Consider the following 24,773-nt stretch of genomic DNA (forward strand, 5'->3'; position numbering starts at 1 on the left):
ACTTTCATTAACAACTCGAGGTGGAGCATCACATGCAGAAAATACTCGGTAATAAACTTTCAATATTTATATTTGTGCTACCTGGCATATTACTATTTATACTAATGTTACTTGCCCCGATCGTTTTGAGTGGTTTTTATTCTTTCACAGAAACGATGGGGCCAGGTACGAAGATTGCAATGGTTGGATGGGATAACTACCGGAATTTGCTTTTTCACGACCCGCGTTTTTGGATTTCGTTGAGGAATGCTCTTTTACTCGGGCTCGGCTTTATATTTGTTCAACATCCGCTTTGTATCTTGTTTGCACTATTGCTGGATCGGATCGGAGGCAAGGGAGAGAAAGCATTCAGAACTATTTTCTTTATCCCCTGTGTCATTTCGATAGTCGTAATCTCCAAAATGTGGCTGTCTATTCTTGATCCTAGTTTTGGTGTATTCAATAAGTTTCTTACTTCAATCGGGTTAGGATCATTGAATCATGCCTGGTTGGCGGATCCAAACACGGCGCTTTGGTCTTTGCTTCTAATCTTAATCTGGTGGGGATTCGGTTGGGGACTGCTGTATTATTATGCCGGTGTCAAGGGGATTCCAGAGGATGTGTATGAAGCTGCACGTATAGATGGTGCTTCCGGAATCAAACTTCATTGGAAAATCACGATTCCTCTCTTATCCCCAATGATTTCGGTTCAGGTCACACTGGCAATTGTCATGGCTTTAAAGCAAATGGAGGGTGTGTATTTAACTACAGGTGGCGGTCCTGGAGATGCAACGCAATTTTTAGGTGTTTATTTATATACAAAGGCATTCACAGCCAACGAATTCGGATATGCTAACGCGATATCTATCATGTTTGTTATTATCTGTCTAATTGCTTCTTATATCAGTAATAAAATCACGAGTCGCAACTCTGTGGAATATTAGGGGTGGCAGGATGAAATCATTTAAGAAGACGTGCATATGGGTATTTTTTATCCTTGCTGCTGTCGTGCAGTTGTTCCCGCTTATTTGGTTGGTTAATTACTCTTTCCTGGATACCAACCAATTTTTTTCAGACGAATTGATAAAGTGGCCAACCTCGCCCAAGTGGGAAAATTACGTAAATGCGTGGGTGGATGGAAAATTTTTAAAATACTTGTTAAACAGTATCGTTGTCTCAGGAGTCTCGATTCTTCTTACGATTGTAATATCAGTGATGCTGTCATTCGCTTTCACTCGAATGAAGTGGAAATTACGAGGGCTCTTTTTCGGAATTATTCTGCTGGGTATAATGATTCCGGTTCATGCAACATTGCTGCCTAACTTTGTCATTCTCAAGAAATTAGCGTTAACGGATACTTACTGGGCATTAATTCTGCCATATACGGCGGTGAATGTACCACTAGGAATGTTCATGCTTTCCGGATTTATGCGTTCTATTCCGGGCGCGCTTGAGGAATCGGCGGTCATTGACGGGTCCGGGATTTTTAGGCTCGTATTTCAAATTGTTCTCCCAATGATGAAGCCTGCCGTTGTCACGGTTGGAATTAACTCCTTTTTATTTTGTTGGAATGAATTCATTCTGGCATCAACGTTCTTAAGCAGGGATACTTATAAAACCCTACCGTTTGCTGTTCAGAACTTCACAGGTATGTACTCATCGGATTATGGATCCCAGTTTGCCGTAATGGTGTTGATATCGATACCGGCAATAATTATTTACGCGCTATTTAATGAGCAGATTACGAAGGGAATTACGGCAGGTGCGGTAAAAGGATAAATTTATATGCCATACCGCAACTCCATGGATGGCGATTTGACCGAAGCGAAGTTCGTTGTACTCTCAAGTGCTCGACCAAGCACTCCATCTTGGCCACTTATTAATTAAATTCGTTGAAATGCGTATCATTAGCAAAAGGAGCTACTAAGAAATGATTAGAAAACTTCTATATGGTGTTGCCTATTATGATGAATATATGCCCTGCGACAGACTGGATGAAGATATTCGATTAATGAAGAAAGCCGGTATTAATGTGATTCGTATCGCGGAATCGACATGGAGTACTCACGAACCGCAGAACGGCGTATTTGATTTCCGTTCTGTGGATCGTGTCCTTGACGCGATGCATGCCGCAGACATAAGTGTGATTGTTGGAACTCCAACATACGCGGTTCCCACTTGGATGGTAAAGGAGCATCCTGAAGTCCTTGCCGTAACGCCGCTGGGGCCGGGGAAATATGGTGCCAGGCAAATTATGGACATTACAAACCCGGTGTATCTATTTTATGCGGAGCGGATTATCCGTATGCTGATCTCGAGAGTAGCTGGTCATCCTGCCGTCATCGGCTTTCAGACAGATAACGAAACGAAGCACTACAACACGGCAGGTCCAAACGTACAGCTTCAATTTGTCAAATACTTGCGAGAGAAATTTGGATCACTTGATGAGATCAATCGGCGGTTTGGCCTGGACTATTGGAGCAATCGCATCAACAGTTGGGAGGACTTCCCCTCTGTCATTGGCACGATTAACGGCAGCTTAGGTGCAGAATTTGCGCGTTTTCAGAGGAAACTTGTCACAAACTTTCTTGCATGGCAGGTTGCCATCGTTAACGAATATAAACAACCTCACCAGTTCGTAACGCAAAACTTCGACTTCGATTGGCGAGGTCATTCTTACGGCATACAGCCGTCGGTGGATCACTTTGAAGCCGTGAAACCATTCGACATTGCCGGTGTTGATATCTACCATCCGTCGCAAAGCGAACTGACCGGTATCGAGGTATCGTTTGGCGGAGATATGGCACGTTCGTTGAAACGATCGAACTATCTTGTTCTTGAAACACAGGCACAAGCATTTCCAAACTGGACGCCATACCCCGGCCAACTCCGGTTGCTTGCATTCAGTCATATAGCGTCTGGCGCTTCCATGGTTGCTTATTGGCATTGGCACTCGATCCATAACTCATTCGAGACTTATTGGAAAGGCTTGTTGAGTCACGATCTACAGCCCAATCCCGTTTATAACGAAGCCGTTACGATAGGGCGCGATTTTGCCAGGCTATCGGGTGCATTGCTCGGATTGAAAAAAACGAATCATGTGGCCGTCATGGTTAGTAACGAAGCGTTAACGGCGATGGAATGGTTTAAGCTTCCTGACGGCCGAACGTATAACGATGTCGTTCGCCGGATGTACGATGAGCTTTATAAAATGAATGTGTCCTGCGACTTTATTCAACCGAATTTCGATAATTTGGACGAATACAAACTGATCGTCGTGCCTGCGCTTTACGCCGTGACGGACGAAGCTTTGGAGCGATTGAATGCTTATACGGCAAAAGGTGGCCATGTCGTCTACTCCTTCAAGAGTGGCTTTGCAGACGATATGGTGAAGGTGAGGACAACAAGTCAGCCGGGCATCATCTCCGAAGCCTGTGGTGTAACGTACAATATGTTCGTTGAACCCAAAGGAGTAGGACTTGCCGGTCCGATGTTTAACGACGAAACGGCACGGGTCGGAACTGTCGAAAGCTTTATGGAATTGCTGACTCCTGTCTCGGAAGAGGTGGAGGTACTCGCTACCTACGTGCATCAGCATTGGGGACAATATGTGGCGGCGACTCGTAATCGTTACGGCAAAGGTTTGGCGACTTACATCGGTGGCCTGTTCGATGCTTCTTCAATGCGTCGCATCCTACAGGAAGCTGTCAAGGCGGCAGGTTTATGGGGGACAGATCAACAATTGGCGTTCCCTCTTATTGTAAAGACGGGCGAAAGTATAGAAGGAGATACTGTACGTTTCTTTTTTAACTACTCCGACGATACGCAAACTTTTATCTATCCTTACAAAAACGGTACGGAGTTGTTGTCTAGTGAAGAAATGAAACAAGGCGAAGAAGTCGAAATTGAGCCTTGGGGAATGCGTATAGTTAAATGTTAATTACATTAGGGGGAGGTGTAAATCATAATTTCGAGAGAAGGATAGGTTTGTGGCCAGCAGGGTTTGATTAGGATGGGGAGCTCTTCTGCAACCAGCGTTATGGCGACTGGCTGCTTAAAATCGAACAGGCCGCTATGAATCCTTGGCGCGACCCGGATTGGATGCTCCTCTCGTATGGCAAACCGGCTACATCATCTTCTTGTATAGAAGGAAGAGAAGCGTCCAAGGCTACTGATGAAAACGTTCAAACCTGGTGGAGGGCGGCAACTAATAAACCTGGCGAATGGGTTGAAGTCGACCTCTTATATGAATGTGATGTATTTGCAGTTCATGTTAACTTTGCAGACGATACATTGACCACTTCACCACCTGAAGGTGCTGAATTTTTTGGAGATGTTCCTGTACGGCGTTACATTGATCGACATCAACATTATACAAGATGGCTTTTAGAAGGATCGGTAGATGGGCGTGAGTACTTTATCATCGAGGATGTTGATACAGACTTATCGCATGATCTGAACGTAAGAGAAAACGGGATTAAAGCCCGGTACATTCGATGTATGGTTAATGAACTACCTTATAACCAAGCGGCGTGAGTCTCCGGCCTACGGGTATTTGGCATAGGTGAGGGCTAACTTCCTGAGAGGGCAACCGGAATTCAGACCAACCTAGTAAGTGAACTTGACCTTGTCGTCAGTTGGAATCAAGGAGATGCCGTTGGTTACAATGTGTTGTGGGGCTTTGCGCAAGATAAACTGTACCATAGTTATATGGTATTGGGCCGTAATGAAGTCGCGATCGGTGCATTAATTAAAGGTGAGCCGTTATATATCAGGGTTGATGCCTTTAATGAAAAGGGGATCACCGAGGGGGAAGTCTTTGCAGTAATCGAGTAAAAACACAATATCGAGCATGATCAAGCGGGCGAGAGAAGGACCAATGTAGTGATTCTGGTGAAAATTAGCCGGTTAGGATTGAGCCCGTATCCTTTGCGAAAACGTCCGGCCAGCGGTGCCATTCGACGTAGTTCATGTCATCTGGTATTGGTCTTGAAATAAAATATCAGGAGGAGATAGCTAAATGAAACCTATACCCCACTTAAGAAATGAAGCAGGCGTTACTAGGCTTTACGTGGATGGAAAACCATATATAGCTCTGGGCGGAGAAGTTCATAATTCCAGCGCATCTAATCTTCGTTACATGGACGAGAAAGTGTGGCCTTATTTAAGGGGACTACATCTTAACACGGTTATTGTACCGGTTTATTGGGAGTTGCTTGAGCCTGTGGAAGGGACATTCGACTTTGAACTCGTTGACGGCATTATTACCCGTGCTAGAGAGGAACGAGTACGCATTGTGCTTCTTTGGTTCGGACTTTGGAAAAATGGACTTTCAAGTTACGTCCCTTCTTGGGTGAAGAGAGATCATCTAACCTATTTTCGTGCAAAATATCCAGGTAAAATAGCGTCGGAAACAATTTCCCCACTGTGTCAAGCGGCCGTCGAAGCTGATGCCCGAGCATTCCAGCGTCTTATGTCTCATTTGAGGGAAGTGGATGGTGAAGAACATACGGTCATTATGATGCAAGTTGAGAATGAAATTGGATTTTTGGGTGCTACGCGAGACTTTTCCGAAGAAGCGGACAACTTGTTCAGTGGTCAAGTTCCGGAATGTTTGTCTAATGCGTTTGGAGTGGAAGGAACTTGGAGTGAAGCATTCGGCGAGGATGCTGATGAGACCTTTATGGCTTATCATTATGCTTGCGCAGTGGAAAGGATAGCGAGTGCAGGTCAACAGGTCTATCCACTCCCTATGATGGTAAATGCTTGGCTGGAACAGTTTCCGTGGATACCGGGCTCGTATCCTAGCGGAGGACCAATAGCGAAAATGATGAAAGTCTGGAAGGTAGCTGCGCCCACAATTTCCATTTACGCCCCCGATATTTATTTACCTAACTTTAATGAGATTTGCGAGGAATACACTATCAATGGGAACCCGCTATTCATTCCGGAGGCGAGAAGAGATCTGGTTTCGGCCGCTAATGTGTTTTATGCACTGGGCCAGCATGATGCTATTGGGTTCTCTCCATTTGGAATTGAGGATTTCCTTGCAGAACATGTGGACGAGGCGGATGCCTCCCTTATGTCGGCGCTAAATATTGAGCAATCCGGTTTTATATTAAATGGAACGGGGCCCTATCTCGCTAAGAGTTATAGGCTGCTCGGCAATATGCTAGGATTGATTCAGCGCTATAACGGTACTGGAGCAATGAAAGGATTCGTGCAGAATAGAGAAAAAGGTTGCTTGTTATCCTTTAATAAATATGACATTAAAATCACATTTGATACGCCTGAAGTGGGAAGGCCTGTTGCGGGAGGTATCGTCATTGAGACAGGTGAGAATGAATTCTTTCTGGCAGGCTATGGCTATACCGTAAACTTCTTACCTAAGCGTAACGAATGCAAACAAGCAGGCATTATTCGAATTGAAGAAGGTGAGTTTGAAAATGATAGTTGGCAGAGAGGTAGGGTTTTGAACGGGGATGAAGGTGCGTATCACGTCAAGCTTGGCAATGACCCTGAAATTCATCGAGTGGAACTTTATCAATATGAATAAGAAAATAGATCGCTGAGACCGACGTGACTTTGCCCAGATACGACTAAAGCGTAAGATAGCTAGAGGCGAGAATCATATAAAGGGGCTTCAGGTTGGGGAAACACGGTCTTAAACAAAAAAATATATAACAGCGATCTATAGACACGGTTTGATCCGGCATGGATCGCTTTTTTTTTATACAGACAGGAATAGTGTTACTGCTAGTGCATAATGTCCGGAGATTGACGGTGTAAGCTGTCCTGCTATAGATGGTTAACCTGACCACTTCTGGGTATAAGACAGGGAGAATTATGACAATTCTCCCTGGATGACGCGTTTAACCATATGATCGTCAATGATTCGGTGTTTGTTCTGTGCGCCGTAGAGCAAACAATGAGTGCATACTTTGTTGATTAGCCTAGCTGCTCCGCTAGAGAAACGATAGATGTCGTCGATAGCTCCATCGGTGAAGATGTCCCGTTCCGCACCCGCGTAAGCCATGTGCCTCTCGATGTAAGCTCCAGTCTGGGCTCGGTCGTAATGAGGAAGTTTACATTGCAGATCGATCCGTTGGCGAATCGCGGCATAGGCTTGCAAATTGAAGCGATCCCAAAGTTCGCTTTGCCCGACAAGGATGAGAGCCATTGGGCTCTAAGCATTCATCTTGATATTTAGTAGAAAGCGAACTTCCTCTAGCATCTCGCGGTCCAAAAGATGACTTTCATCCACCACCACAACGGGTTGCAATCCATGAATTCCCCGCATGAGCTCAATCTCCCGATGCAACTGACGCTTCGCATCCCCGCGATAAAACTTCGACTCGCAACCGAGTTGTTCCAGCAGCCCCTTGTAGAAGTGCCGAGGTGTCAGCTTTGAATCCGACAGATAGAGCACCTTGAACTTCGCAGGATCCAGTTCTTCTGCAAACCACCGAATCGTTGTTGTCTTTCCGGTACCGCAGTCACCGGTAACGACCGCAAACCATTGCCGCTCTGCCGCATATTCTAAACGTCCCAGCGTCTCCTCCAAAATGACCGACTCATATAACTCACTAGGCGGGATGTCCCTGGAGAACGGTGAACGGCTAAGCTCGTAGAATGTCTCAAACATCGCCATTCACCTTACCTTTCTTACGGTAACTAACGGCCGGCACTTGCACGGCGCGGCGGTGATGACTCTGTACTTCGGCAGCACTTAGCAGCCTTGACGATTCCGCTGGTACTGGCTGAAGATGGTCTGGAAGTGGAGGACGCTTTCCGGCACGTTCTCCGATTGCAAGCTCCTTTACCCTCCACGGTTCGTGACCCTCGTAAATATTCCCCGCGCGTACCGTTCTAAAATCGGATTGCTGCTGTCTATTTGGTATCCTCTGCTGTGCAATGCAGGGAAAATTTCCTGCCATGTTCTTTCAATCTCTTCGGCAGTATACTTGATTCTGCACTGACATATTCCCAGCCAGAAAGCTCACCTTTTTGAACAGAGTCATCGTTAGGTAAATCCTTGGAAATGACAATACATCATATCTGCAGCTGTCCGGAGGCGTTGTTTCAGGGTTATCCTGCGGAATTCCGAATAATATTGCGGATTCGGTGAGCAGATCCTTTGCTTTGGCCCATTTCTTTAGCCTTTCCATAGCTTGAATATTCGCAGGGCCATATGACCCCACTTGCCGCATATAGGCTAGGCGTTATTTCGGGAAAGTTAGCGGTATCTACAGCAAGGGGAAGCTTATAGCCGAACCACTTGACCTTTTTAGCAAAGGAATCAAACTTAGCGCCCCCTATTACAGCAAACCATTGAGGGTAGAAGCATTTGCGGACTATATGGAAACTGCTCATGAAGCATCATAGAGTTTGAACTAAAATTGATGGCTATCCCCCAGGTTGTTTCTTACCGGAGGATAGTCATCTCACGTTAAATTAACGTGCATTTCTGGGTGCTTCTTTATAAACCAGCGCTAACACAAATCCTCCTAAACTTAAAAGACCTGCAGCGACAAAGGCCATGCGTATCCCATACAACATGGATTCTGTAAGTGGCAGCTTTTCGTAGAGATTCATAACACTGCTCATAATGGTTACGAGCAAAGCCGATACAATCGCACCTGCAACCATACGAAGCGTACTGCTCACCGCAGTGCCATGCGCCATTAAATGTATAGGCAAAGCATTCATGCCAGCAGTTGTTAAAGGCATCATGATCATAGAAACTCCGAGTGAAATTAAACTGAACAGGAATGCGATGAACCATATAGAAGTATCCATCGAGAGAAATACGTAGGCTGGGGTTCCGATTAAAATTAAGCCAAATCCAATGATCGCTAACCATTTCCCTCCGAATTTATCAAAAATCTTGCCGGCCTGCGGCGAGAAGAAGCCCATAACTAACGCACCTGGTAGAAGCATAAATCCGGTTTCTAAAGCTGACATTTGTCGAACATTTTGAACATAGAAAGTTAATAAAATTTGAGAACCAATCATTAACACATAGACCAAGGCAGACAACAAAGTCGATATTGTAAAAACTTTAGATTGAAACACCCGAAACTCTAGTATAGGCTTGTCCATGTTCAATTGCCTGTAAATGAACGCGCCTAGAGAGATCGAACCAATGACAAGCGACACCCATACAATGGTATCCCCAAATCCTGCTGAACCGGCAACGCTGAACCCGTATAACAAACCGCCCCAACCGAACGATGATAAGATGACTGACAATGTGTCAAATTGTCCGGGTTGTTTCTTCGTTACATTTTTCATCATAAATAGAGCCATAATCAGAACAACAATAGATACGGGAATCATCGTATAAAATAAATAACGCCATGTGAATTGTTCGATCAGCCATCCTGACAACGTCGGTCCTATCGCAGGTGCAAAGCCTGTCACCAGTCCAGCCATGCCCATGACAGCGCCGCGATTCTCTTTAGGATACATAGTCAGCAAAACTGTCTGCATGAGCGGCATAATAATGCCCGCGCCAGCCGCTTGAATGACACGCGCAACCAGTAAAACAGTGTAGTTTGAAGCGAAGGCTCCGAGGAGGGTTCCCACGCTAAATAAAGCCAGTGCGACTGACAACAACGCTTTATTGGAAAACCTCCCAATTAAAAATGCCGTAATCGGTATCAAAATCCCATTCGTCAGCAAATAAATAGTGGTAAGCCATTGCGCTTCACTGGCTTTGATTTTGAAATCTGCCATAATTGGCGGCATTGCGATCATTAATAATGTCTGATTCAAGATCGATATAAATGCGGCCGACAACAAGATCGTGACTACTAGTTTCCGTTGTGTTGTTGAAATATCCATGTTCGTTCTCCTATTCGTTAGTCGCCGTTAAGCAAATCCCATTTAGAAACGTGTCAATCACACTTTCGATAAAGGCTTCTTCTCGATCGTGCAGAAAATGATTTTCCCACAATGTAATAGAAGCGAAGAAACCAAATAGCGTAGTGAGAAAATCTATAGCTTTCTCCTGAGCGTTAACAGACCTCAACTTCCCAGCTATCATAAGCTGTTCAAAATACTGAGCGAGTAAACCTTGCAGTTGCTGTGTGTTCTGTTTGGATATGCTGTCCAGTAACTCCGGAAGGTTCCCACGTTCTTGCACAGCAATCAAAAAAATCGGCTTGTTCTTATGCATATAGCTCAAATACACGCGTGCAATTTTCTCCAGATCCTTCTCGATATCCCCCGTCAATTCATTTTTGAACATATTATCAAAAAAAGGAATATATGAATATGCGGTGACGAGCTCTTGCAAAATACCCAGTTTCGTTTTGAATTGTCTAAACACGGTCATTTCGCTGCAACCGGCTCGATCGGCAATTTCTTTGACCGTCACATTCTGATAACCTCTTTCTGCCATCATTATGCAGGCAGCGTGCAATATTCGATCCTTTGTTCGCATGGCCATTATAACTCCCTTAAAAATGTTAGTTGCGACTAACATTAATGTATCTCAATGAAGTGATAATGTCAATCTTTGCACCTAACGATAGTTCCGAATTGTCATTGTAAATATGGGGCAACAGCTAACGTTCTTCCTATAATCACCACCTGCTGCTTTAACAATACATACAATTGTATAATTTGAATATTATAGCTTCAGAAATATGTGAATGCGGTCAGGTGGAATATAATGAAATCCATTAAGAGAATCGTCATATTTCTATCTGCAATTGGAGTGATATTTTTCCTTTTTTCAAGTTAATAGACAGAAATGATGCTCCTCCGGAACGTCATAACACGGAATTTTCCAAATATCCTGGGGTCGAAATCATCTTAGAAACATTCGATGATAAAACGTACCAGTCACCATTCACTTTAAATCGCGCGGATCTGCTGTCTAAATGTTCGATAAGGCCAATAACGTGAACATCTTCATAAGGGTCATACATTTGCAGATTAACCAGCTGCCGGTTTACATGAGCATAGGTAATAAAACGTGCTATCTGCTCTTTTTGTTGATCATCGTGTTCAATACGTTTGCGCTTAATAATTTCCTTCCCATGCTTTTGTATAGCTTCTCGGTGCTCTGGAATAATCATTCGAGATGACTCCCAAAAAACATTGCCCCTGCATAGGATTTCAGTGGCTTCCCTACGGTTCAATCTCGCTCTAGTGGAGGTTATGTAAGAGCGCTACAGGCTAATCTCTGGGTTTCTGGATACCAGACAACGGTAGGAACTATCGATGGAAGCTTTGGATCGGGCACTACATCAGGAGTGAAAAAAAATCAAGAACGTGAAAATCTTACTGCTGATGGCAAGGCGGGGTCAGCTACATGGGGCAAGATGAGTTACTATGTTGTAAACGAAACAGCTGCTTCATTCTATTACCAGCAGGGTAGTACAACCTATTCGGCCAATTATTTTGCTACAGATTCGTCTATGACCTATTCCGTGTACTATCTTCCTATGTTCAGTAAAGTTTCTTCAGGTACAGTCTATTAATTAGGGAGGCTAACAAATGAAAAAGCAAATTGTTATTGCAACTCTTGCAGGTGCCCTTATCTTAGGAGCTGGTGGGTTTGTGTTGAACTCTTATGCGCAGCAGACTGAATTTGATGTTGAGCCAGCTGTTGTAGAGCAACAAATAGTAGAAGCTGAAGATCCGGTTTAAGAGGTGATACCAGCTCCTGCTGTAGAAGAAAATGTTGATCCTTTTAAAGATGTAAACGTTCCGGTAGAAGAAAACTTTGTTCCGAATTTGGTTGGAAATGAGGTAGCTGCTTTTAGAGCATCTTCCTCCACTCTTAATGTTATAGAACAAAAAGAGACAGTTGCTCAGAAGCTACCAAAATGATAATCTTAGACTTTTTACAATTTACACTCTTCAAGATGGTACGGAGGTTAATTTCTCCCAAAATGATTTAGATCAACCGACGCAGATCAAGGTGTAGAAGTTTTCACGTCTTTACTGATAAACACATTTTTACAATTGCTGCTGTTGGCGAGGAGAATAGCAAAAACTTTGAGCCTTAAGTAGAAATTGCTAAGAAAATCCAAGAATAAGCTAGTCTAAAGCAGCTTATCCAGGGCTGCTTTTTTTGTCTCAAATATGCTTGAGCCAAGACGTGAAGTTTAAAAAGAGAAATAAAAAAGAATTATAATCCTGCGGTTCATCGTTGCTAAATCCCAAGCTAACAACGCCCCTAAGACATGCTTCAGCACGTTTAGGGGCGTTGTTCCCATGGGTTTCTTTCGAGACTAGTAAGGAGAAAAAAACCATTATTTTTTCTCTCGATGTTTAAAAATTTGATCTTAAAGGCTGCCATCAAGTCGATGTCATAAATGATACAAGGGAAAACCCTGCAAATGATCAGCATGTTGATGGTAGTGACAGGTCAGGCGCCAACCGTGTTCCGTCCACCTTTTGGTGCGATGAATGATGCTATAAGCAGCACAGCTGATACGCCTGTGATCCTATGGACCGTTGATACATTAGATTGGAAAGCACGTGACCCAAAAGCTATAATCGACTCAGTGATTCATGATGTAGCGGATGGTTCCATTATCCTTATGCACGATATTCATAATCCTCTATCTGTAACAAGACAAAATTAGAAATTAACTGTAAAGCTTCTGAGCAGTTTAGCTCTTCCCCCAACGCATAATTTCCATTTCCTCTGCCTTTCACGATGTTATGATTGACTAAGAATGTTATCATGGACTGATCTTGCCCAGCTTGTCCATATAAATATTGATACATGTTGTACATCAACTGGAAGGCATCCTGTCTCACCATAGGTTGATCAAGATTTAATGACATGGAGCCCGTCAGCAATTTATTAATATCGATAACTCCAAATTGTTTTATAATCATATCACTGAAATCGGTTACAGTAAGATTTTCCTCTAATTGCTTGGTTCTTTCTAGATCAACGACACCTTGATTGTACATATCGATCACTGTATCTTTATACCATTTGTTCTCAAGGTGTTTAAACTTGTGTTCTTGTTTAGCTGGTTTAGGGGTCATCTTCAAAGCCTTGCCAATGTTAAGTCTGCCATTGCCGTATACCTCTTTATCCCCTAAATCTTCAGCGGAGTCGAGTAAAATGTTCATAACTTCATCATTTGATAACTCTGGATTCTTAGATAATATAAGCGCTGCTGCTCCAGACACGATGGGTGCAGCCATTGATGTGCCGGATATCGTTTTATATGTACCATCAATTCCGAGTGACAGCACATTTTCTCCAGGAGCTACAATATCAGCACCCTTGTTGGAATCCTTCCACAATTCATCATTACCATTGATGCCACCGACAGCAATAACCTCTTGATATCTTGCGGGGTAGTCTGGTTTATCCATTGCAAAATTTGATACTGAAGCCACCAACACTACATTATGCTCGTAGGCATATTTGATCGCATCATATACGATTTGGGAATCTCCTTCCTGTTCAGGAGCAAAACCATTGGAACCAAAGCTCATCGAAATCACTTTGGCCCCATGGTCAACCGCATATCTGATCGCGTCAGCCGTTGATTGCTCTGTGCGATCTTTGCCAATAGAATCCCACGCATTGATAGGCATTAACGTAATATTAGGTGCTATACCGCTTACTCCGACGCCGTTGTTAGCTTTGGCTGCGATAAATCCAGACGTATGATTGCCGTGGTCAATCTTCACATTGCCAAACTCACTTACTTCCCTAACATCTTTCAGTTCTAAAGAATTGCTCTTTAGTTCGGGATTTGCCGTATCAATGCCTTGGTCGATCACCGCCACAATGATTTCGCGATTTCCCATCGTTTCTTCCCATGCCACAAATGCGTTGACTTGCGAAAGATGGTACTGGAATTTCAGCATAGGGTCGTTATATAGGGAATCGTCCGCATCAAAATGCTGCAGCCAATTTTGATACCATTCTCCATTTTGTTTCAATACTTTATCGTGTTCCGCAATATAGTTGTACACATCGTTCTCAGTTACTTCGGACTGTTGTATGGGTGAAAGCTTTTTAACCTGTATATCTTTTGATGGTTGGGGCAATTCGGTCTGATCTACGATCATTAAATTGTATGGCTGATTGACAGTACTTGGAACCTGGTCGCTATAAATTTTGAGATAATAGTGTCCCGGACCAGGGATACGTTTATTTGCTGCTTTTCAAAGAATGGATATTCGTACAAAAGCTCAGACTTTTGGATAAGCAACATGTCTTGATCAAAAATTTCCAGACGCAGATTAGGGATAACCTCATTGGCCAGTGACTGTAACATAAAACTAATCTTATGAGATTCGTGAAGGTTCAGTGAATAAAAGTCCTGATCCGTAGGCAATCGATCGATATGACCTGTAACATTCGAATACATCTGCACAGGTGTGGCTTGTTTACAGCTGTTTCCAAATTCATTTTCAAATATAAATTGTGAGTTTTTTCTAGGGTTTGACCCGTTTTCTGCTGCTAATGCAGAAGACGGCAACACCAGACTTGCTGTTAATGAAAGAGACAATAATAACCGTGTAATCTTATTCATAATAATTCTCCCTCGGAAATAATGCATTCTAGGCTAGATTTTTACATTTATTTTCCGTAATAAAACGAATCAGTCATTTTTGCAACTTTATAATGAATAGTGCAACCTTTCCGGATCATCCCTCGTTTACATAGGTGCAACACACGAAAGCAAGAACAACTTGAATACCTACACGAAGGGAGACCAACAACATGAAAAAAACATTTAAGAAAACTTTAGTAAGCTCGCTATCCGTCGCTTTATTGTCCATGTCAGCCGCAGGCATGGTATCTGCTGCAAACGGAGCATCAACAACTTCTGTGAAGGTAGCTAAATTGATTCATTCTGAAGCCATTAAACAAGAGGAAGCGCATATCCAACAGTTTATTGCCATTAGTGGCATCATTCAAGAAATTTCGGATTATGTCGGTAATGAAAATAAAAAGCTGGTAACTATGAAATCTGCTGATGATAGCATTACTAATTTCGTAGTTTCGGACACAACTTATATGATGGATGAACTCCTTGTTGGTACGGAGATGATGGCTTTCTTTGATCAGAAAGCACCTGCTCTTCTCATCTATCCGCCGCAATATAACGCAGTTATGATGGCAGCTGTGAAAGAAGAGCGCACAGTGGTCGTAGATCGTTTTTCTTCCGATCTGGTTAATGCGAGCAACACGTTGAAGCTTATTTTATCAGAAGATACAAATATTATTGCAGCTGATGGAACGGCTTATGAAGGGGAGATCGCCGATCGTCTGCTAGCTGTTACTTATACGGTTTCTACCCGCAGCATTCCAGCTCAAACAAATCCTGTACAAATTATTGTATTGGATAAAGAACAAGCTGTGGAGGAGAAAACCGAAGCGAAAGCTGCTTTTGGAGAAGTTCGCGGTACAATCAAATCGATTAATCCAAAAGGCAAGAATAACGAACTGCAATTCGTCGAAGTTCAACTTGCAGATGAAAGCACAGTATATCTGAACGTTTCTGAACAAACATTTGTTGATGAGAAATTGGAAGTTGGTGCTGAGATTACCGCCTTCTACAACGCCGAAGGGCCAATGCTAGCGATCTATCCGCCACAATATAATGCAGCAGCGATTGCACTTGTCAAGGAAGAGCGTAACATACTTGTAGACCGTTTTGACAATACGCTTAAAAATGCTGCTAACGATCTCGTTCTTAAGATTGGTGAAGATTCAAAGGTGTTGACTACTGAGGGTAAAGCGTATGAAGGCAGCCTAAAAAATCAAAAGCTGTTTGTAGAGTATGGTATCACAACGAGAAGCTTGCCAGCTCAAACGACGCCAATCCGAATTGTCGTGTTGGAAGAAGAAGCTGCTCCAATTGAGAAGAAAACATTCAATGTTGATGGTAAAGCAATTGCAGCACCCGCCGCATTTTTAAATGAAGATGGTGTTGTTATGGTGCCGATTCGTGAAATTGTAGAAGCTTTAGGCTATGAAATCGGTTGGGATGATGAAACAAGCGGAATTACAGTCGGCAAAGCGATCTCCTTACAAGTGGGAAAAGACGCCTACGTTTTCGCTAAAATGGCTCCTGTTGAGCTTGGTACTGCACCAGTAATTGTAGATGGAAATACGTTTGTACCGCTTCATTTCTTCACAGATATTGCACAAGCCAGCGATGCATATGTAAACAATACAGAAGTCGTTATTAAAAAGTAACGGGTCGATCGAATTCACACTGAACTCATACATTGTAGGGAAAAACCAGCCCTTAGAATCGATTCTAGGGCTCGTATTTAATACAACTTAGAAAGGCATTCTCCCAATGTTCTATAAAACTATTCCGACTATACTATAGTGTTATAAACTGAATTTACTAATTTGATAATATTGTACATCTCTCAGAATTTAGCAACTATATTTCAATTCACACCGATAAGTAAAAGCAGCTATTTCCAGCCTATCCTAGACGGTTCTTGATGCCCTTATGGCTTGAAAGGTGGAATTTGTCATTTTTAATAGAATCATGTCGAATAAGATTTCAACAAATCACGAACAATTTATATGATTTGATTTAAAAATATTCGCTTTTTCTGTTGACAAGCTGAGACTTCAAGCCTAGAATAAGTCATGTAATAAGTCTTTGAACGAAGACTTGTACGGGAATATTCGACAATTTAAATAGATGCTTTTCGTATAATTCCGGGGATTGGCCCGGAAGTCTCTACGAGGTCACCGTAATGATCTGGCTACGAAAAGAAGAGCATTGGAACATGCTTGCGATTGGAATGGCTGCGGATATGCTGGAAGTTAACGTATATGCGGTCGGCTGACTTCATTGTTAATGCCGTTTTCCAGTTGAAAGTATGGCTCCGATATCTTCTGTTCAGCACGGGACCCGGGGATGGATAGTCACTCCGGGCTTTTTGTCGTTCCCGACTTATACTAAGGAGGAATCATTAACCATGGATCGGTTCTTTAAACTTAAGGAACACGGCACAAATGTAAGAACGGAAATTATTGCAGGTATCACAACGTTCATGACGATGGCTTACATCCTGTTCGTGAACAATCTGTTCTTGGGCCCGGGTGGTGCGGGTATCCCTTCAGACGGTGTATTTTTTGCTACTGCGGTCGGCGCGGGTCTAATTACGATCATTATGGGATTGTTCGTTAACATTCCAATTGCGCTTGCCCCGGGCATGGGTCTGAATGCGTACTTCATGACCGTCGTTCTCAGCTCCAACGGAGCAATTTCGTGGCAAGCGGCTCTAGGTGCTGTCTTCATCTCAGGTATTATCTTCCTGATCCTTACGGTAACGAAAATTCGCCAAATGCTCCTTGTGGCAGTGCCGGAAAGCATTAAGTCTGCCATTACGGTCGGTATCGGCCTTTTCGTAGCTATTATCGGTTTCAAAATGAGCGACCTCATTGGTATTAGTCTGAACGGACCTGTTGAAGACTTTACGCAACAGGTGCCAGGAAGCTTCTTTAACTTGGGTCTTGGCGATTTCGTACACAATTCGGGTGTGCAGTTGACTTTGATTGGCCTAATTCTGATCGCCGTTCTAATGGCGCTTCGCGTCAAGGGCGCTTTGCTAATCGGCATCGTGGCAACGACGTTGATCGGTATTCCGATGGGCGTGACCGATGTCAGCGGATTGTCCGGTGCAAGCTGGTTTCCGAATGTAAACGAGCTGGCTGTCGGCAAGCTCGATATTATGGGCGCGCTCAAGCTGGGATTGTTTGAAATCGTATTGGTGTTCACTTTCGTTGAATTGTTCGACACGTTTGGTACTCTGGTAGGTACAGCAACTCGTGCCGGATTGATGAAGAATAAAGAAGAAGGCGAGAAGAAAATCGGTAAAGCGATGCTGGTTGACGCTGCTGGCGTCAGTGCCGGTGCGGTTCTCGGTACGAGCACGATCACAGCTTTCGTCGAAAGTACAGCTGGCGTAGCCGAAGGCGGTCGTACTGGACTTACAGCCGTAACGACAGGTATTCTGTTCTTGCTTGCATTGTTCATCGCTCCGCTTGCAGGCGTGGTACCTTCTGCGGCTACGGCGCCAGCGCTGATCATCGTTGGCGTGCTGATGATGGGACAAGTCCGCAATATCGATTGGGATGATTTCCTTCATGCATTCCCTGCGTTCTTGACGATTGTACTTATGCCGTTTACGGGCGGTATCGCTAACGGTATTTCGGCTGGTATTATCTCGTACGTTGTTCTTGGCGCTTGCAGCAGCATCTTTACAAACAAGAAGGTTAAAGTTCACTGGTTAATGTGGGTGCTCGCCGTTCTTGTGCTCTGCCGATATATCTTCCTAGGCGCGGAGTAAACCGGCCTGAAGAGCGGTTGAAAGCTTTGAATTGTATTTTAAAACAGCTTTTAAAATAGATTTTGAATAGTATCGTGAGGAAGGCTGGTCGCTTATGCGGCTGGCCTTCTTTTTGTTTTATTGAAAAGAGGGCTGGGGCGCTGGCTGGCAGCGCAAGAATCATCAGCTTAGTTAGTTAAATCTATATTTCTATATTCATGCAGCTGATTTATGGCACATGTTACAGCTCATCTTCATACCGCAACGTAATACGGCTGGCCTAGTTTGTGAGCACGAACTCGCTTTGGCGCTCTGAAACTATGAATTGTAGTCATAATCTTTGATTCTGTACGTATATTGGTACAAACATATGAATTCTTGCTAGAAAAGAGAGTGGCCCCAGCAAACTGGTGCCTCTTATGGCCGCTGCATCGATTTGTTGTTGCTCCAAATGCCGTTGTGCTCGGTTTGCTATTGCTCCGTTTGCTGTTGCTCGGCTTTCTAATACTCAGCCTGCTGTTTCTCCAGCTTGCTGCAGTCTCCAACTCACCATAGTTTCAGCTCGCCGTTTGGATTTATCAATCTCTTATGGGGTGGAATAGGACATGCCAAGTATTGTGAAGCGGGTAGTCATGCTGCTCGTGGTCGGCTTATTTATGTTATTCGTGCAGTTTCGGTCTGAATGGGTTTATGCAGTAGAGAAGCAGCTTGTAGAAAATCCTGGTTTTGAGCGGGGGGATGGGGCAAGCCCGGAACAGTGGAAGACAGATCGCTGGTCTCAGGCGGATGGGGCGAGCCGATTTGGTGTAACACAGGACGACGCGCATAGCGGAGAATGGTCGGCTTGGATTGAAAGCTCACAGCCGGATCATGCCAAATGGGTGCAGAGTATCCCGGCAGAGCCCAGCTCCAATTATTTAATTACTGCCTGGGTCAAGGTGCTGAGCTTGGGAGACGGCGAAATTGGCGCAAATGTTTTTCCGTTAGGCGTTGGAGGACTGTTCCCGCAAATTAAGGAAGCATCTCCAAATTGGCAGAGAATACAGTTCTACGGGGCGACGGGGCCGGAGCAAAGGGAGTTCAAAATAGCTGCTGCTATCGGCGGGTACGGGAGATTGAATACAGGCAAAGCCCTGTTTGATGACATTACCGCCGTGAAGGTGGATCAACTACCAGATGGAACGACAGCGCTGCCGCTTGGAACGGATAAGAAGAATAATGCGCACGGAGATCCGGGGGCGGGAGCCGCTATGTCTGAAATAGCAGACGGCTCTGGTGATGCAGGCACTGACAATGGGCCAAATACCGCTGGCGGGCAAGCGCCAAATGGCGCAGGGCAAGTTGGGACTGAGAATCCAAGCGACACAGCGGGCAAGCACGTTCCAATTCTGCCTATAATGCTGTGGTCTGCGCTGTTTTGTGTTCTGTTTGCTTGGCTATATCAAAGATTGATTTCGCAGAAGCATCCCTTAGAGCAAAGTAGTAATCCTTATTCTCAATGGATGGCAATTGCCCTGGTCGCCGGTTTGCTGCTCAGGATATGGATGGGACTTGCGGTGCGAGGGTTTGAGACGGATATGAACACCTTCATGAGCTGGGCACGCCACGCGAATGAGCAAGGCTTAGGGGGATTTTACAGTGAAGGAGTCTTTGCGGACTATCCGCCGGGATACATCTACATTCTATATGTTCTAGGCATAGTTCAGGAATGGCTTGGACTAGATTATGGCGCTCCTGGAACGTTGCTCCTGTTTAAACTGCCTTCGATCCTCGCGGATATCATTGCCGGATATATTGTTTACCGTGCGGGCGGCAGCAAGTTCGGCTTTAGACTCGGGTGGGCTCTATCCGTCATGTATCTGTTCAATCCAGCAGTCCTTATTAACTCAGCAGGATGGGGTCAAGCGGATTCGTTCTACGTCTTGTTCCTGATTAGCTCATTGACCGCTTTAAGCGAACGGCGCTTGGAAAAATCAGCAGTGTGGTTTGCAATTGCAGCCATCATTAAACCGCAGACTTTTATTTTTACGCCAGTGTGGCTTCTTGCTCTCTTATATTACCGATCATGGAGACGAGTCGCCATCAGCGTACTTCTGGGGGGAGTTGCGTTTGCCTTGCTGGCCCTTCCGTTTTTCTGGAACAACGGCGGCCTGCCTGCTCTGTTTGATTTATATAAAACGACCTTAGCCTCTTACCCATATGCTACGGTCAATGCATTTAATTTATATGCGCTATTCGGCCATAACTGGGCTCCCCTCGACAACAACTGGCTGCTGCTTTCCTTCCGCATTTGGGGACTGCTCTTCATTCTGGCGGCGGTAGCTTATGCCATCTATATTTTCCTCCGAAAACGGGGGCGGGATTTATCCAAAAGCTACTTTATTGCTCTGTCGCTCATCGTCATTGTGTTCGTTTTAGGGACTAAGATGCATGAACGTTACATGTTCCCGGCACTGCTGCTGTCCCTGTTCAGCTTCATCCATACCCGGGATCGCCGGCTGCTCTACTTATATCTGGGTTTCAGTTTGACGCAGTATGTGAATGTCGCCTATGTTCTTGGGCATCTGAACCTTGGTACTAGTCCGGGCAACGATGGGATTGTCCTGCTGTGTTCGCTCGCCAACGTAGGGCTGCTGATTTACATGCTGATAGTAGGCTATTGCATTTACGTACAAAAAAAACGCCTGCCAATCAAGCATCAAACCGAGTCCGGGCGCGAAGCCTCCGACATACTGCTTCTACAGGAGCTTGCTGCCAGAGGCAAAGGAAAGGGATTTAATCTATACAAAATTCGTTTCCAAAGCAAAGATTGGCTCTTCGTTGGTCTCATTACCGCGCTCTATACGGTGCTTGCTCTGTATCAATTGGGTGCAGGGAAAGCCCCGGTTACAGCATGGCAGCCCACGAAGCCCACTAGCTTCTACATGGATTTCGGCGAGGGCAAAGCCGTGGAATGGGTAAACTATTTTGGCGGCGCATCTACGGGCGAGTTCAAAATACAATTCGGAAGCACTCCTTCGCAATGGGAAAAGACCATAGACATTCCGGATGATATCGGAGCTGTCCTTGCCTGGAAAAGCGAACCGGTCGACGCTGTGGCAAGATACGTGAGAATAATGGTGGAGAAGCCGGGCATATCTCTACACGAAATGGTCTTTTATGAAGCTGGCCTTAATGGCGGTGATCCTCAACCTATATCCATTGCCGGCATATACGAGGAGACGGATGAAGGAACGGCGAGTGATAGGAGCGCTTTGTTATTTGATGAATCATCTACTTCGGTATATCAGCCTGGATTTTTCAACAGCACTTATTTTGATGAAATATATCATGCCAGAACAGCATATGAATATTGGCATCGTTTGCCTCCGTATGAAACAACACACCCGCCGCTTGGCAAGCTGTTGATCGGCTTTGGAATGCAGTTGTTCGGTCTGAATCCTTTTGGGTGGCGCATTATGGGGACTTTGTTCGGGGCAGCAATGCTGCCGCTGATTTACAGGTTCGCCCTGCAGCTATTCGGACAGAGAAAGTTTGCAGTCATGACTATGGTGCTCCTTGCCGTTGAGTTTATGCATTTTGCACAAACCCGGATCGCAACGATTGATGTTTATGCTGTATTTTTCATTCTATTGATGTTTTATGGGATGAATCGTTATTTCAACATGAGCTTCCATAAGCAGTCACTGGGCAAGACGCTCATACCCCTGTTCTGGTCGGGATTGTTTTTTGGAATAGGGATTTCTACGAAATGGATCGTGATATACGGCGGTGCTGGTCTTGCGATCATGCTGTTCCTGTCCTTGCATGCCCGCTACAAAGAATATGCTGCTGCCAAGCGCAGCCTAAGAGCCGCTACTAATGGAGCAGAGCTAGGGCATCCAGAACATCCAGAACATAAGGAGTTGTTCCATCGCATTGAGCAAGGGTTCTGGAGAAATGCATTCATTACACTGGGGGCTTGCTGTATCTTTTTTGTCCTGATACCTGCGACAATTTACACGTTAAGCTACATTCCTGCTCTTGCTGCTACAGAAGGCGGTTTTCATTTAGGGAATCTAATCCAGGCGCAAAAAGATATGTTCGATTATCACAGCAGACTTGTAGGAAGTCATCCCTTCGCTTCACCTTGGTGGGAATGGCCCCTGATGAAAAGGCCGGTATGGTTCTACAGCGCGCAGGGGGAAGCTGGCGGTCTGGCTGCGGGAATGGTATCAAGCATTGTTACGATCGGCAATCCTTTGATTTGGTGGACGGGTATAGTCGCTATGGCTGCGGCATTCTGGCTGACATTAAAGCGCAGGGATGCCGGGAAGTATGTTATCTGGATCGCATTCCTCGCGCAATACGTTCCTTGGATGCTTGTTACGCGGGAGACGTTCCTGTATCACTATTTTGCCATGGTGCCGTTTGTAATTGTGGCCATTGTATATGTGGGAAGCGTTGCCGAGCAAAAATGGCCTCGTTTCAGGTTTGTAAGGTACGCATTTTTGGGTGCTGCCGTGCTGCTGTTCGCCATGTTCTATCCTGTCCTTTCAGGAATGGAGATTCCTTCGGGCTACGTAGAGCATGTTCTAAGATGGTTCCCGTCATGGATATTCTAAGTGGATCGGGCAGAGGTTGATATTGTGATTTATAAGCTTAAGGAGGGGCGTTATGAATATATGCTGCAGCGTTGTCGTACCGATGTTCAATGAAGAGGAAGTTATCGAGCATACGTATTATCGTCTGAAGAAGGTCATGGACTGTGTGGAAGAGGGCTATGAAATTATATTCGTTAACGATGGGAGCCGGGATAGCACAGTACAGATTGTGCAGGACATTTGTAAAAAAGACTCTAACGTCAAGCTGATTCAATTTTCCCGGAATTTCGGTCACCAGGTAGCAATTAGCGCTGGCATGGACTATGCATCAGGCGGCTGTGTCGTTATCATCGACGCGGATTTGCAGGATCCCCCCGAGCTTATTTTGGAGATGCTGAGCAAATGGAGGGAAGGTTATGAAGTCGTCTACGGCAAGCGTATTAAGCGTAAGGGCGAGAGTGTGTTCAAAAAAACAACGGCGCTGCTGTTTTATCGCTTGCTCGGCAGCATGACGCAGGTGGATATTCCGCTAGATACTGGCGATTTTCGCTTAATTGATCGGAAGGTATGCGATGTTATGAAGAGCTTGAAGGAGAAGAATCGGTTTGTCCGTGGATTGGTCGGCTGGGCAGGCTTTCGGCAGACGAGCATTGAGTACGTGCGTGATGAACGTTATGCAGGCGTAACGAAGTATCCTTTGCGGAAAATGGTTTCCTTTGCCGTTGATGGTATCACTTCTTTTTCCCATAAGCCGTTAAAGATTGCTTCATATATTGGGGTTATGCTGTCGCTTTCCAGTTTTATTTACCTGTTCGTCGTGTTGATTCAAAAGTGGTTTGAACTGGGAACGGTTCCTGGCTGGGCCTCGATCGTAGCAATCAATTTGTTCTTTAACGGCATCGTGCTCATGCTGCTTGGCGTGATGGGAGAATACATCGGTCGTATTTATGATGAGTCCAAGGATAGGCCGCTATATATCGTTAGGGAGATCACGGGCTTTCAGCGTGAGGGGGCGGGTTCGGTGGCCCAATCATCGTATGCGGCGGAGGGAATGAGGGAACAGGTGGAGGAATATGCGGGATAACAATAGCGGACGTGTTGCAGCGCAGTTTTTTAAATTCAATGCCGTAGGGTTGATAAATACCGCTATTGACTTTACGTTATTTACTTTATTGCTTTTTGCGGGAGTGGGCAGTCTTGGAGCACAGGCCATCTCTTATGCGGCAGGAACAACGAATAGTTACATCTTGAATAAGAAAATCACGTTTGCTGACAAAGTAAGTGCGCAGGGGCGGCAAAATATTTTTAATCTTAGGCAGTTTATTCGGTTTGCGGCTTTGAATTTAAGTGTCCTTGCGCTCTCTTTAACTCTGCTATTTGTGTTGAATTCTGTGGTTGGATTGCCTCCTCTGATATCTAAACTCTTGGTAACGGCTGTCACCGTAATTGTGAATTTTATAGGAAGCCGAAAGTGGGTTTTTGGGAAACAAGCTTATTTTAACGAGAAAATGGAGGCATAGATTCGGATTAATTATTGTTTGATTCCTTAATTGTGGAAGAAAATTTTCATATAAATAAAGTAAACAGGCATAAGCGAAGAGGGAACCCAATAAAAATGGATTGAGGAAGTGTGAATTATTATCGTATTGGAGTGGGGCTAATGAGGAGCAAGGCCAAAACAGTTATTGCCGCAACGCTTGCTGCTGGATTAACGCTGGGCACGGCGAATACGGCTTTTGCAGCGGTAGACCAACTACATGAGAGTTCAATCGAACCGGAGATCGAAATATCCGGATGGTGCCCGACCCCAACGCCGACACCGACAAAGACGCCGAAGCCAACGCCAACGCCGACACCGACAAAGACGCCGAAGCCAACGCCAACGCCGACACCGACAAAGACGCCGAAGCC

General features: G+C 44.8%; 20 protein-coding genes, 2 pseudogenes and 1 riboswitch. Of the genes and pseudogenes, 13 read left to right on the forward strand and 9 right to left on the reverse strand.

Annotation, left to right across the window (positions count from 1 at the left end; translation table 11 throughout):
• Positions 1–32 precede the first annotated feature (32 nt).
• The 5 genes from CZ379_RS03995 (at position 33) to CZ379_RS04015 (ending at position 6,535) form a co-directional block, all read left to right on the forward strand.
• Positions 33–923: a carbohydrate ABC transporter permease gene (locus CZ379_RS03995; protein WP_110930426.1), complete on the forward strand. Its 891-nt coding sequence runs from the start codon at positions 33–35 to the stop codon at positions 921–923.
• 10 nt (positions 924–933) lie between these two features.
• Positions 934–1,758 (forward strand): carbohydrate ABC transporter permease, encoded by an 825-nt coding sequence (locus CZ379_RS04000; RefSeq protein ID WP_110930427.1) that lies wholly within the window; start codon positions 934–936, stop codon positions 1,756–1,758.
• A 154-nt stretch (positions 1,759–1,912) separates the two neighbouring features.
• Complete coding sequence (locus tag CZ379_RS04005; RefSeq protein ID WP_110930487.1) at positions 1,913–3,919, forward strand: beta-galactosidase; 2,007 nt, start codon at positions 1,913–1,915, stop codon at positions 3,917–3,919.
• Positions 3,920–4,053: 134 nt separating this feature from the next.
• Positions 4,054–4,515 (forward strand): discoidin domain-containing protein, encoded by a 462-nt coding sequence (locus tag CZ379_RS04010; protein ID WP_110930428.1) that lies wholly within the window; start codon positions 4,054–4,056, stop codon positions 4,513–4,515.
• Positions 4,516–4,999: 484 nt separating this feature from the next.
• Positions 5,000–6,535, forward strand: coding sequence for a GH35 family beta-galactosidase (locus CZ379_RS04015; RefSeq protein ID WP_110930429.1), 1,536 nt, complete (start codon positions 5,000–5,002; stop codon positions 6,533–6,535).
• A 288-nt stretch (positions 6,536–6,823) separates the two neighbouring features.
• On the opposite strand, the gene CZ379_RS26570 is transcribed toward CZ379_RS04015, so the two are convergent.
• The 7 genes and pseudogenes from CZ379_RS26570 to CZ379_RS04045 all read right to left on the reverse strand — a co-directional run bounded on the left by CZ379_RS26570 (position 6,824) and on the right by CZ379_RS04045 (position 11,066).
• A complete protein-coding gene (locus CZ379_RS26570; protein ID WP_110930430.1) occupies positions 6,824–7,159 on the reverse strand; it encodes a hypothetical protein in 336 nt (111 codons plus the stop codon).
• 6 nt (positions 7,160–7,165) lie between these two features.
• Positions 7,166–7,624 (reverse strand): ExeA family protein, encoded by a 459-nt coding sequence (locus CZ379_RS04025; RefSeq protein ID WP_110930431.1) that lies wholly within the window; start codon positions 7,622–7,624, stop codon positions 7,166–7,168.
• A complete protein-coding gene (locus CZ379_RS25905; protein WP_199925466.1) occupies positions 7,617–7,916 on the reverse strand; it encodes a hypothetical protein in 300 nt (99 codons plus the stop codon). The genes CZ379_RS04025 and CZ379_RS25905 overlap by 8 nt, the downstream gene beginning before the upstream one ends.
• Positions 7,799–8,189, reverse strand: a pseudogene (locus CZ379_RS04030) (AraC family transcriptional regulator). The gene CZ379_RS25905 and the pseudogene CZ379_RS04030 overlap by 118 nt, the downstream one beginning before the upstream one ends.
• A gap of 244 nt (positions 8,190–8,433) precedes the next feature.
• A complete protein-coding gene (locus CZ379_RS04035) occupies positions 8,434–9,825 on the reverse strand; it encodes a DHA2 family efflux MFS transporter permease subunit (RefSeq protein ID WP_110930432.1) in 1,392 nt (463 codons plus the stop codon).
• Between the two features lie 10 nt (positions 9,826–9,835).
• A complete protein-coding gene (locus CZ379_RS04040; protein WP_199925440.1) occupies positions 9,836–10,426 on the reverse strand; it encodes a TetR/AcrR family transcriptional regulator in 591 nt (196 codons plus the stop codon).
• 331 nt (positions 10,427–10,757) lie between these two features.
• Entirely contained in the window at positions 10,758–11,066 is a 309-nt protein-coding gene (locus tag CZ379_RS04045) for a YolD-like family protein (RefSeq protein ID WP_110930434.1), read from the reverse strand.
• Between the two features lie 87 nt (positions 11,067–11,153).
• On the opposite strand from CZ379_RS04045, the pseudogene CZ379_RS27125 reads away from it, so the two are divergent.
• A pseudogene (locus CZ379_RS27125) lies at positions 11,154–11,471 on the forward strand (peptidoglycan-binding domain-containing protein); the annotation flags it as partial.
• 16 nt (positions 11,472–11,487) lie between these two features.
• Positions 11,488–11,640: a hypothetical protein gene (locus tag CZ379_RS25910; protein WP_199925441.1), complete on the forward strand. Its 153-nt coding sequence runs from the start codon at positions 11,488–11,490 to the stop codon at positions 11,638–11,640.
• An 897-nt stretch (positions 11,641–12,537) separates the two neighbouring features.
• Here CZ379_RS25910 and CZ379_RS04055 read toward each other — a convergent pair.
• Together CZ379_RS04055 and CZ379_RS04060 are read right to left on the reverse strand one after the other, a co-directional pair.
• Complete coding sequence (locus tag CZ379_RS04055) at positions 12,538–14,040, reverse strand: S8 family peptidase (protein WP_110930436.1); 1,503 nt, start codon at positions 14,038–14,040, stop codon at positions 12,538–12,540.
• Positions 14,040–14,507 (reverse strand): hypothetical protein, encoded by a 468-nt coding sequence (locus tag CZ379_RS04060; RefSeq protein ID WP_110930437.1) that lies wholly within the window; start codon positions 14,505–14,507, stop codon positions 14,040–14,042. The genes CZ379_RS04055 and CZ379_RS04060 overlap by 1 nt, the downstream gene beginning before the upstream one ends.
• Before the next feature lie 191 nt (positions 14,508–14,698).
• Here CZ379_RS04060 and CZ379_RS04065 point away from each other — a divergent pair, with 191 nt between their 5' ends.
• From CZ379_RS04065 to CZ379_RS25925, 6 genes are all read left to right on the forward strand, one after another.
• Complete coding sequence (locus CZ379_RS04065) at positions 14,699–16,180, forward strand: copper amine oxidase N-terminal domain-containing protein (protein ID WP_110930438.1); 1,482 nt, start codon at positions 14,699–14,701, stop codon at positions 16,178–16,180.
• A 453-nt stretch (positions 16,181–16,633) separates the two neighbouring features.
• Positions 16,634–16,733, forward strand: a riboswitch (purine riboswitch).
• 193 nt (positions 16,734–16,926) lie between these two features.
• On the forward strand, positions 16,927–18,300 hold the full coding sequence (locus tag CZ379_RS04070; protein WP_110930439.1) for an NCS2 family permease: 1,374 nt from the start codon (positions 16,927–16,929) through the stop codon (positions 18,298–18,300).
• Positions 18,301–18,884: 584 nt separating this feature from the next.
• A complete protein-coding gene (locus tag CZ379_RS04075; protein WP_110930440.1) occupies positions 18,885–22,883 on the forward strand; it encodes a phospholipid carrier-dependent glycosyltransferase in 3,999 nt (1,332 codons plus the stop codon).
• Positions 22,884–22,935: 52 nt separating this feature from the next.
• On the forward strand, positions 22,936–23,946 hold the full coding sequence (locus CZ379_RS04080) for a glycosyltransferase family 2 protein (protein WP_110930441.1): 1,011 nt from the start codon (positions 22,936–22,938) through the stop codon (positions 23,944–23,946).
• Positions 23,936–24,382 (forward strand): GtrA family protein, encoded by a 447-nt coding sequence (locus tag CZ379_RS04085; RefSeq protein WP_110930442.1) that lies wholly within the window; start codon positions 23,936–23,938, stop codon positions 24,380–24,382. Before CZ379_RS04080 ends, CZ379_RS04085 begins: the two co-directional genes overlap by 11 nt.
• Before the next feature lie 140 nt (positions 24,383–24,522).
• Positions 24,523–24,773, forward strand: a 251-nt coding sequence (locus CZ379_RS25925) for a hypothetical protein (RefSeq protein WP_199925444.1), incomplete at its 3' end; no start/stop codon positions are given.

Source organism: Paenibacillus bouchesdurhonensis (assembly GCF_900155685.1).
Classification (GTDB): Bacteria; Bacillota; Bacilli; order Paenibacillales; family Paenibacillaceae; genus Fontibacillus; species Fontibacillus bouchesdurhonensis.

What these genes read in the sequence shown, in the direction of transcription:
- CZ379_RS04010 (WP_110930428.1), top strand. Translation starts at nt 4,054, where the DNA reads ATGAATCCTTGGCGCGACCCGGATTGGATGCTCCTCTCGTATGGCAAA.
- CZ379_RS03995 (WP_110930426.1), top strand. Translation starts at nt 33, where the DNA reads ATGCAGAAAATACTCGGTAATAAACTTTCAATATTTATATTTGTGCTA.
- CZ379_RS04080 (WP_110930441.1), top strand. Translation starts at nt 22,936, where the DNA reads ATGAATATATGCTGCAGCGTTGTCGTACCGATGTTCAATGAAGAGGAA.
- CZ379_RS04085 (WP_110930442.1), top strand. Translation starts at nt 23,936, where the DNA reads ATGCGGGATAACAATAGCGGACGTGTTGCAGCGCAGTTTTTTAAATTC.
- CZ379_RS04000 (WP_110930427.1), top strand. Translation starts at nt 934, where the DNA reads ATGAAATCATTTAAGAAGACGTGCATATGGGTATTTTTTATCCTTGCT.
- CZ379_RS04070 (WP_110930439.1), top strand. Translation starts at nt 16,927, where the DNA reads ATGGATCGGTTCTTTAAACTTAAGGAACACGGCACAAATGTAAGAACG.
- CZ379_RS04065 (WP_110930438.1), top strand. Translation starts at nt 14,699, where the DNA reads ATGAAAAAAACATTTAAGAAAACTTTAGTAAGCTCGCTATCCGTCGCT.
- CZ379_RS04075 (WP_110930440.1), top strand. Translation starts at nt 18,885, where the DNA reads ATGCCAAGTATTGTGAAGCGGGTAGTCATGCTGCTCGTGGTCGGCTTA.
- CZ379_RS04060 (WP_110930437.1), bottom strand. Translation starts at nt 14,507, where the DNA reads ATGAATAAGATTACACGGTTATTATTGTCTCTTTCATTAACAGCAAGT.
- CZ379_RS26570 (WP_110930430.1), bottom strand. Translation starts at nt 7,159, where the DNA reads ATGGCTCTCATCCTTGTCGGGCAAAGCGAACTTTGGGATCGCTTCAAT.
- CZ379_RS04055 (WP_110930436.1), bottom strand. Translation starts at nt 14,040, where the DNA reads ATGATCGTAGATCAGACCGAATTGCCCCAACCATCAAAAGATATACAG.
- CZ379_RS25910 (WP_199925441.1), top strand. Translation starts at nt 11,488, where the DNA reads ATGAAAAAGCAAATTGTTATTGCAACTCTTGCAGGTGCCCTTATCTTA.
- CZ379_RS04045 (WP_110930434.1), bottom strand. Translation starts at nt 11,066, where the DNA reads ATGATTATTCCAGAGCACCGAGAAGCTATACAAAAGCATGGGAAGGAA.
- CZ379_RS25905 (WP_199925466.1), bottom strand. Translation starts at nt 7,916, where the DNA reads ATGGCAGGAAATTTTCCCTGCATTGCACAGCAGAGGATACCAAATAGA.
- CZ379_RS04025 (WP_110930431.1), bottom strand. Translation starts at nt 7,624, where the DNA reads ATGTTTGAGACATTCTACGAGCTTAGCCGTTCACCGTTCTCCAGGGAC.
- CZ379_RS04040 (WP_199925440.1), bottom strand. Translation starts at nt 10,426, where the DNA reads ATGCGAACAAAGGATCGAATATTGCACGCTGCCTGCATAATGATGGCA.
- CZ379_RS04015 (WP_110930429.1), top strand. Translation starts at nt 5,000, where the DNA reads ATGAAACCTATACCCCACTTAAGAAATGAAGCAGGCGTTACTAGGCTT.
- CZ379_RS04035 (WP_110930432.1), bottom strand. Translation starts at nt 9,825, where the DNA reads ATGGATATTTCAACAACACAACGGAAACTAGTAGTCACGATCTTGTTG.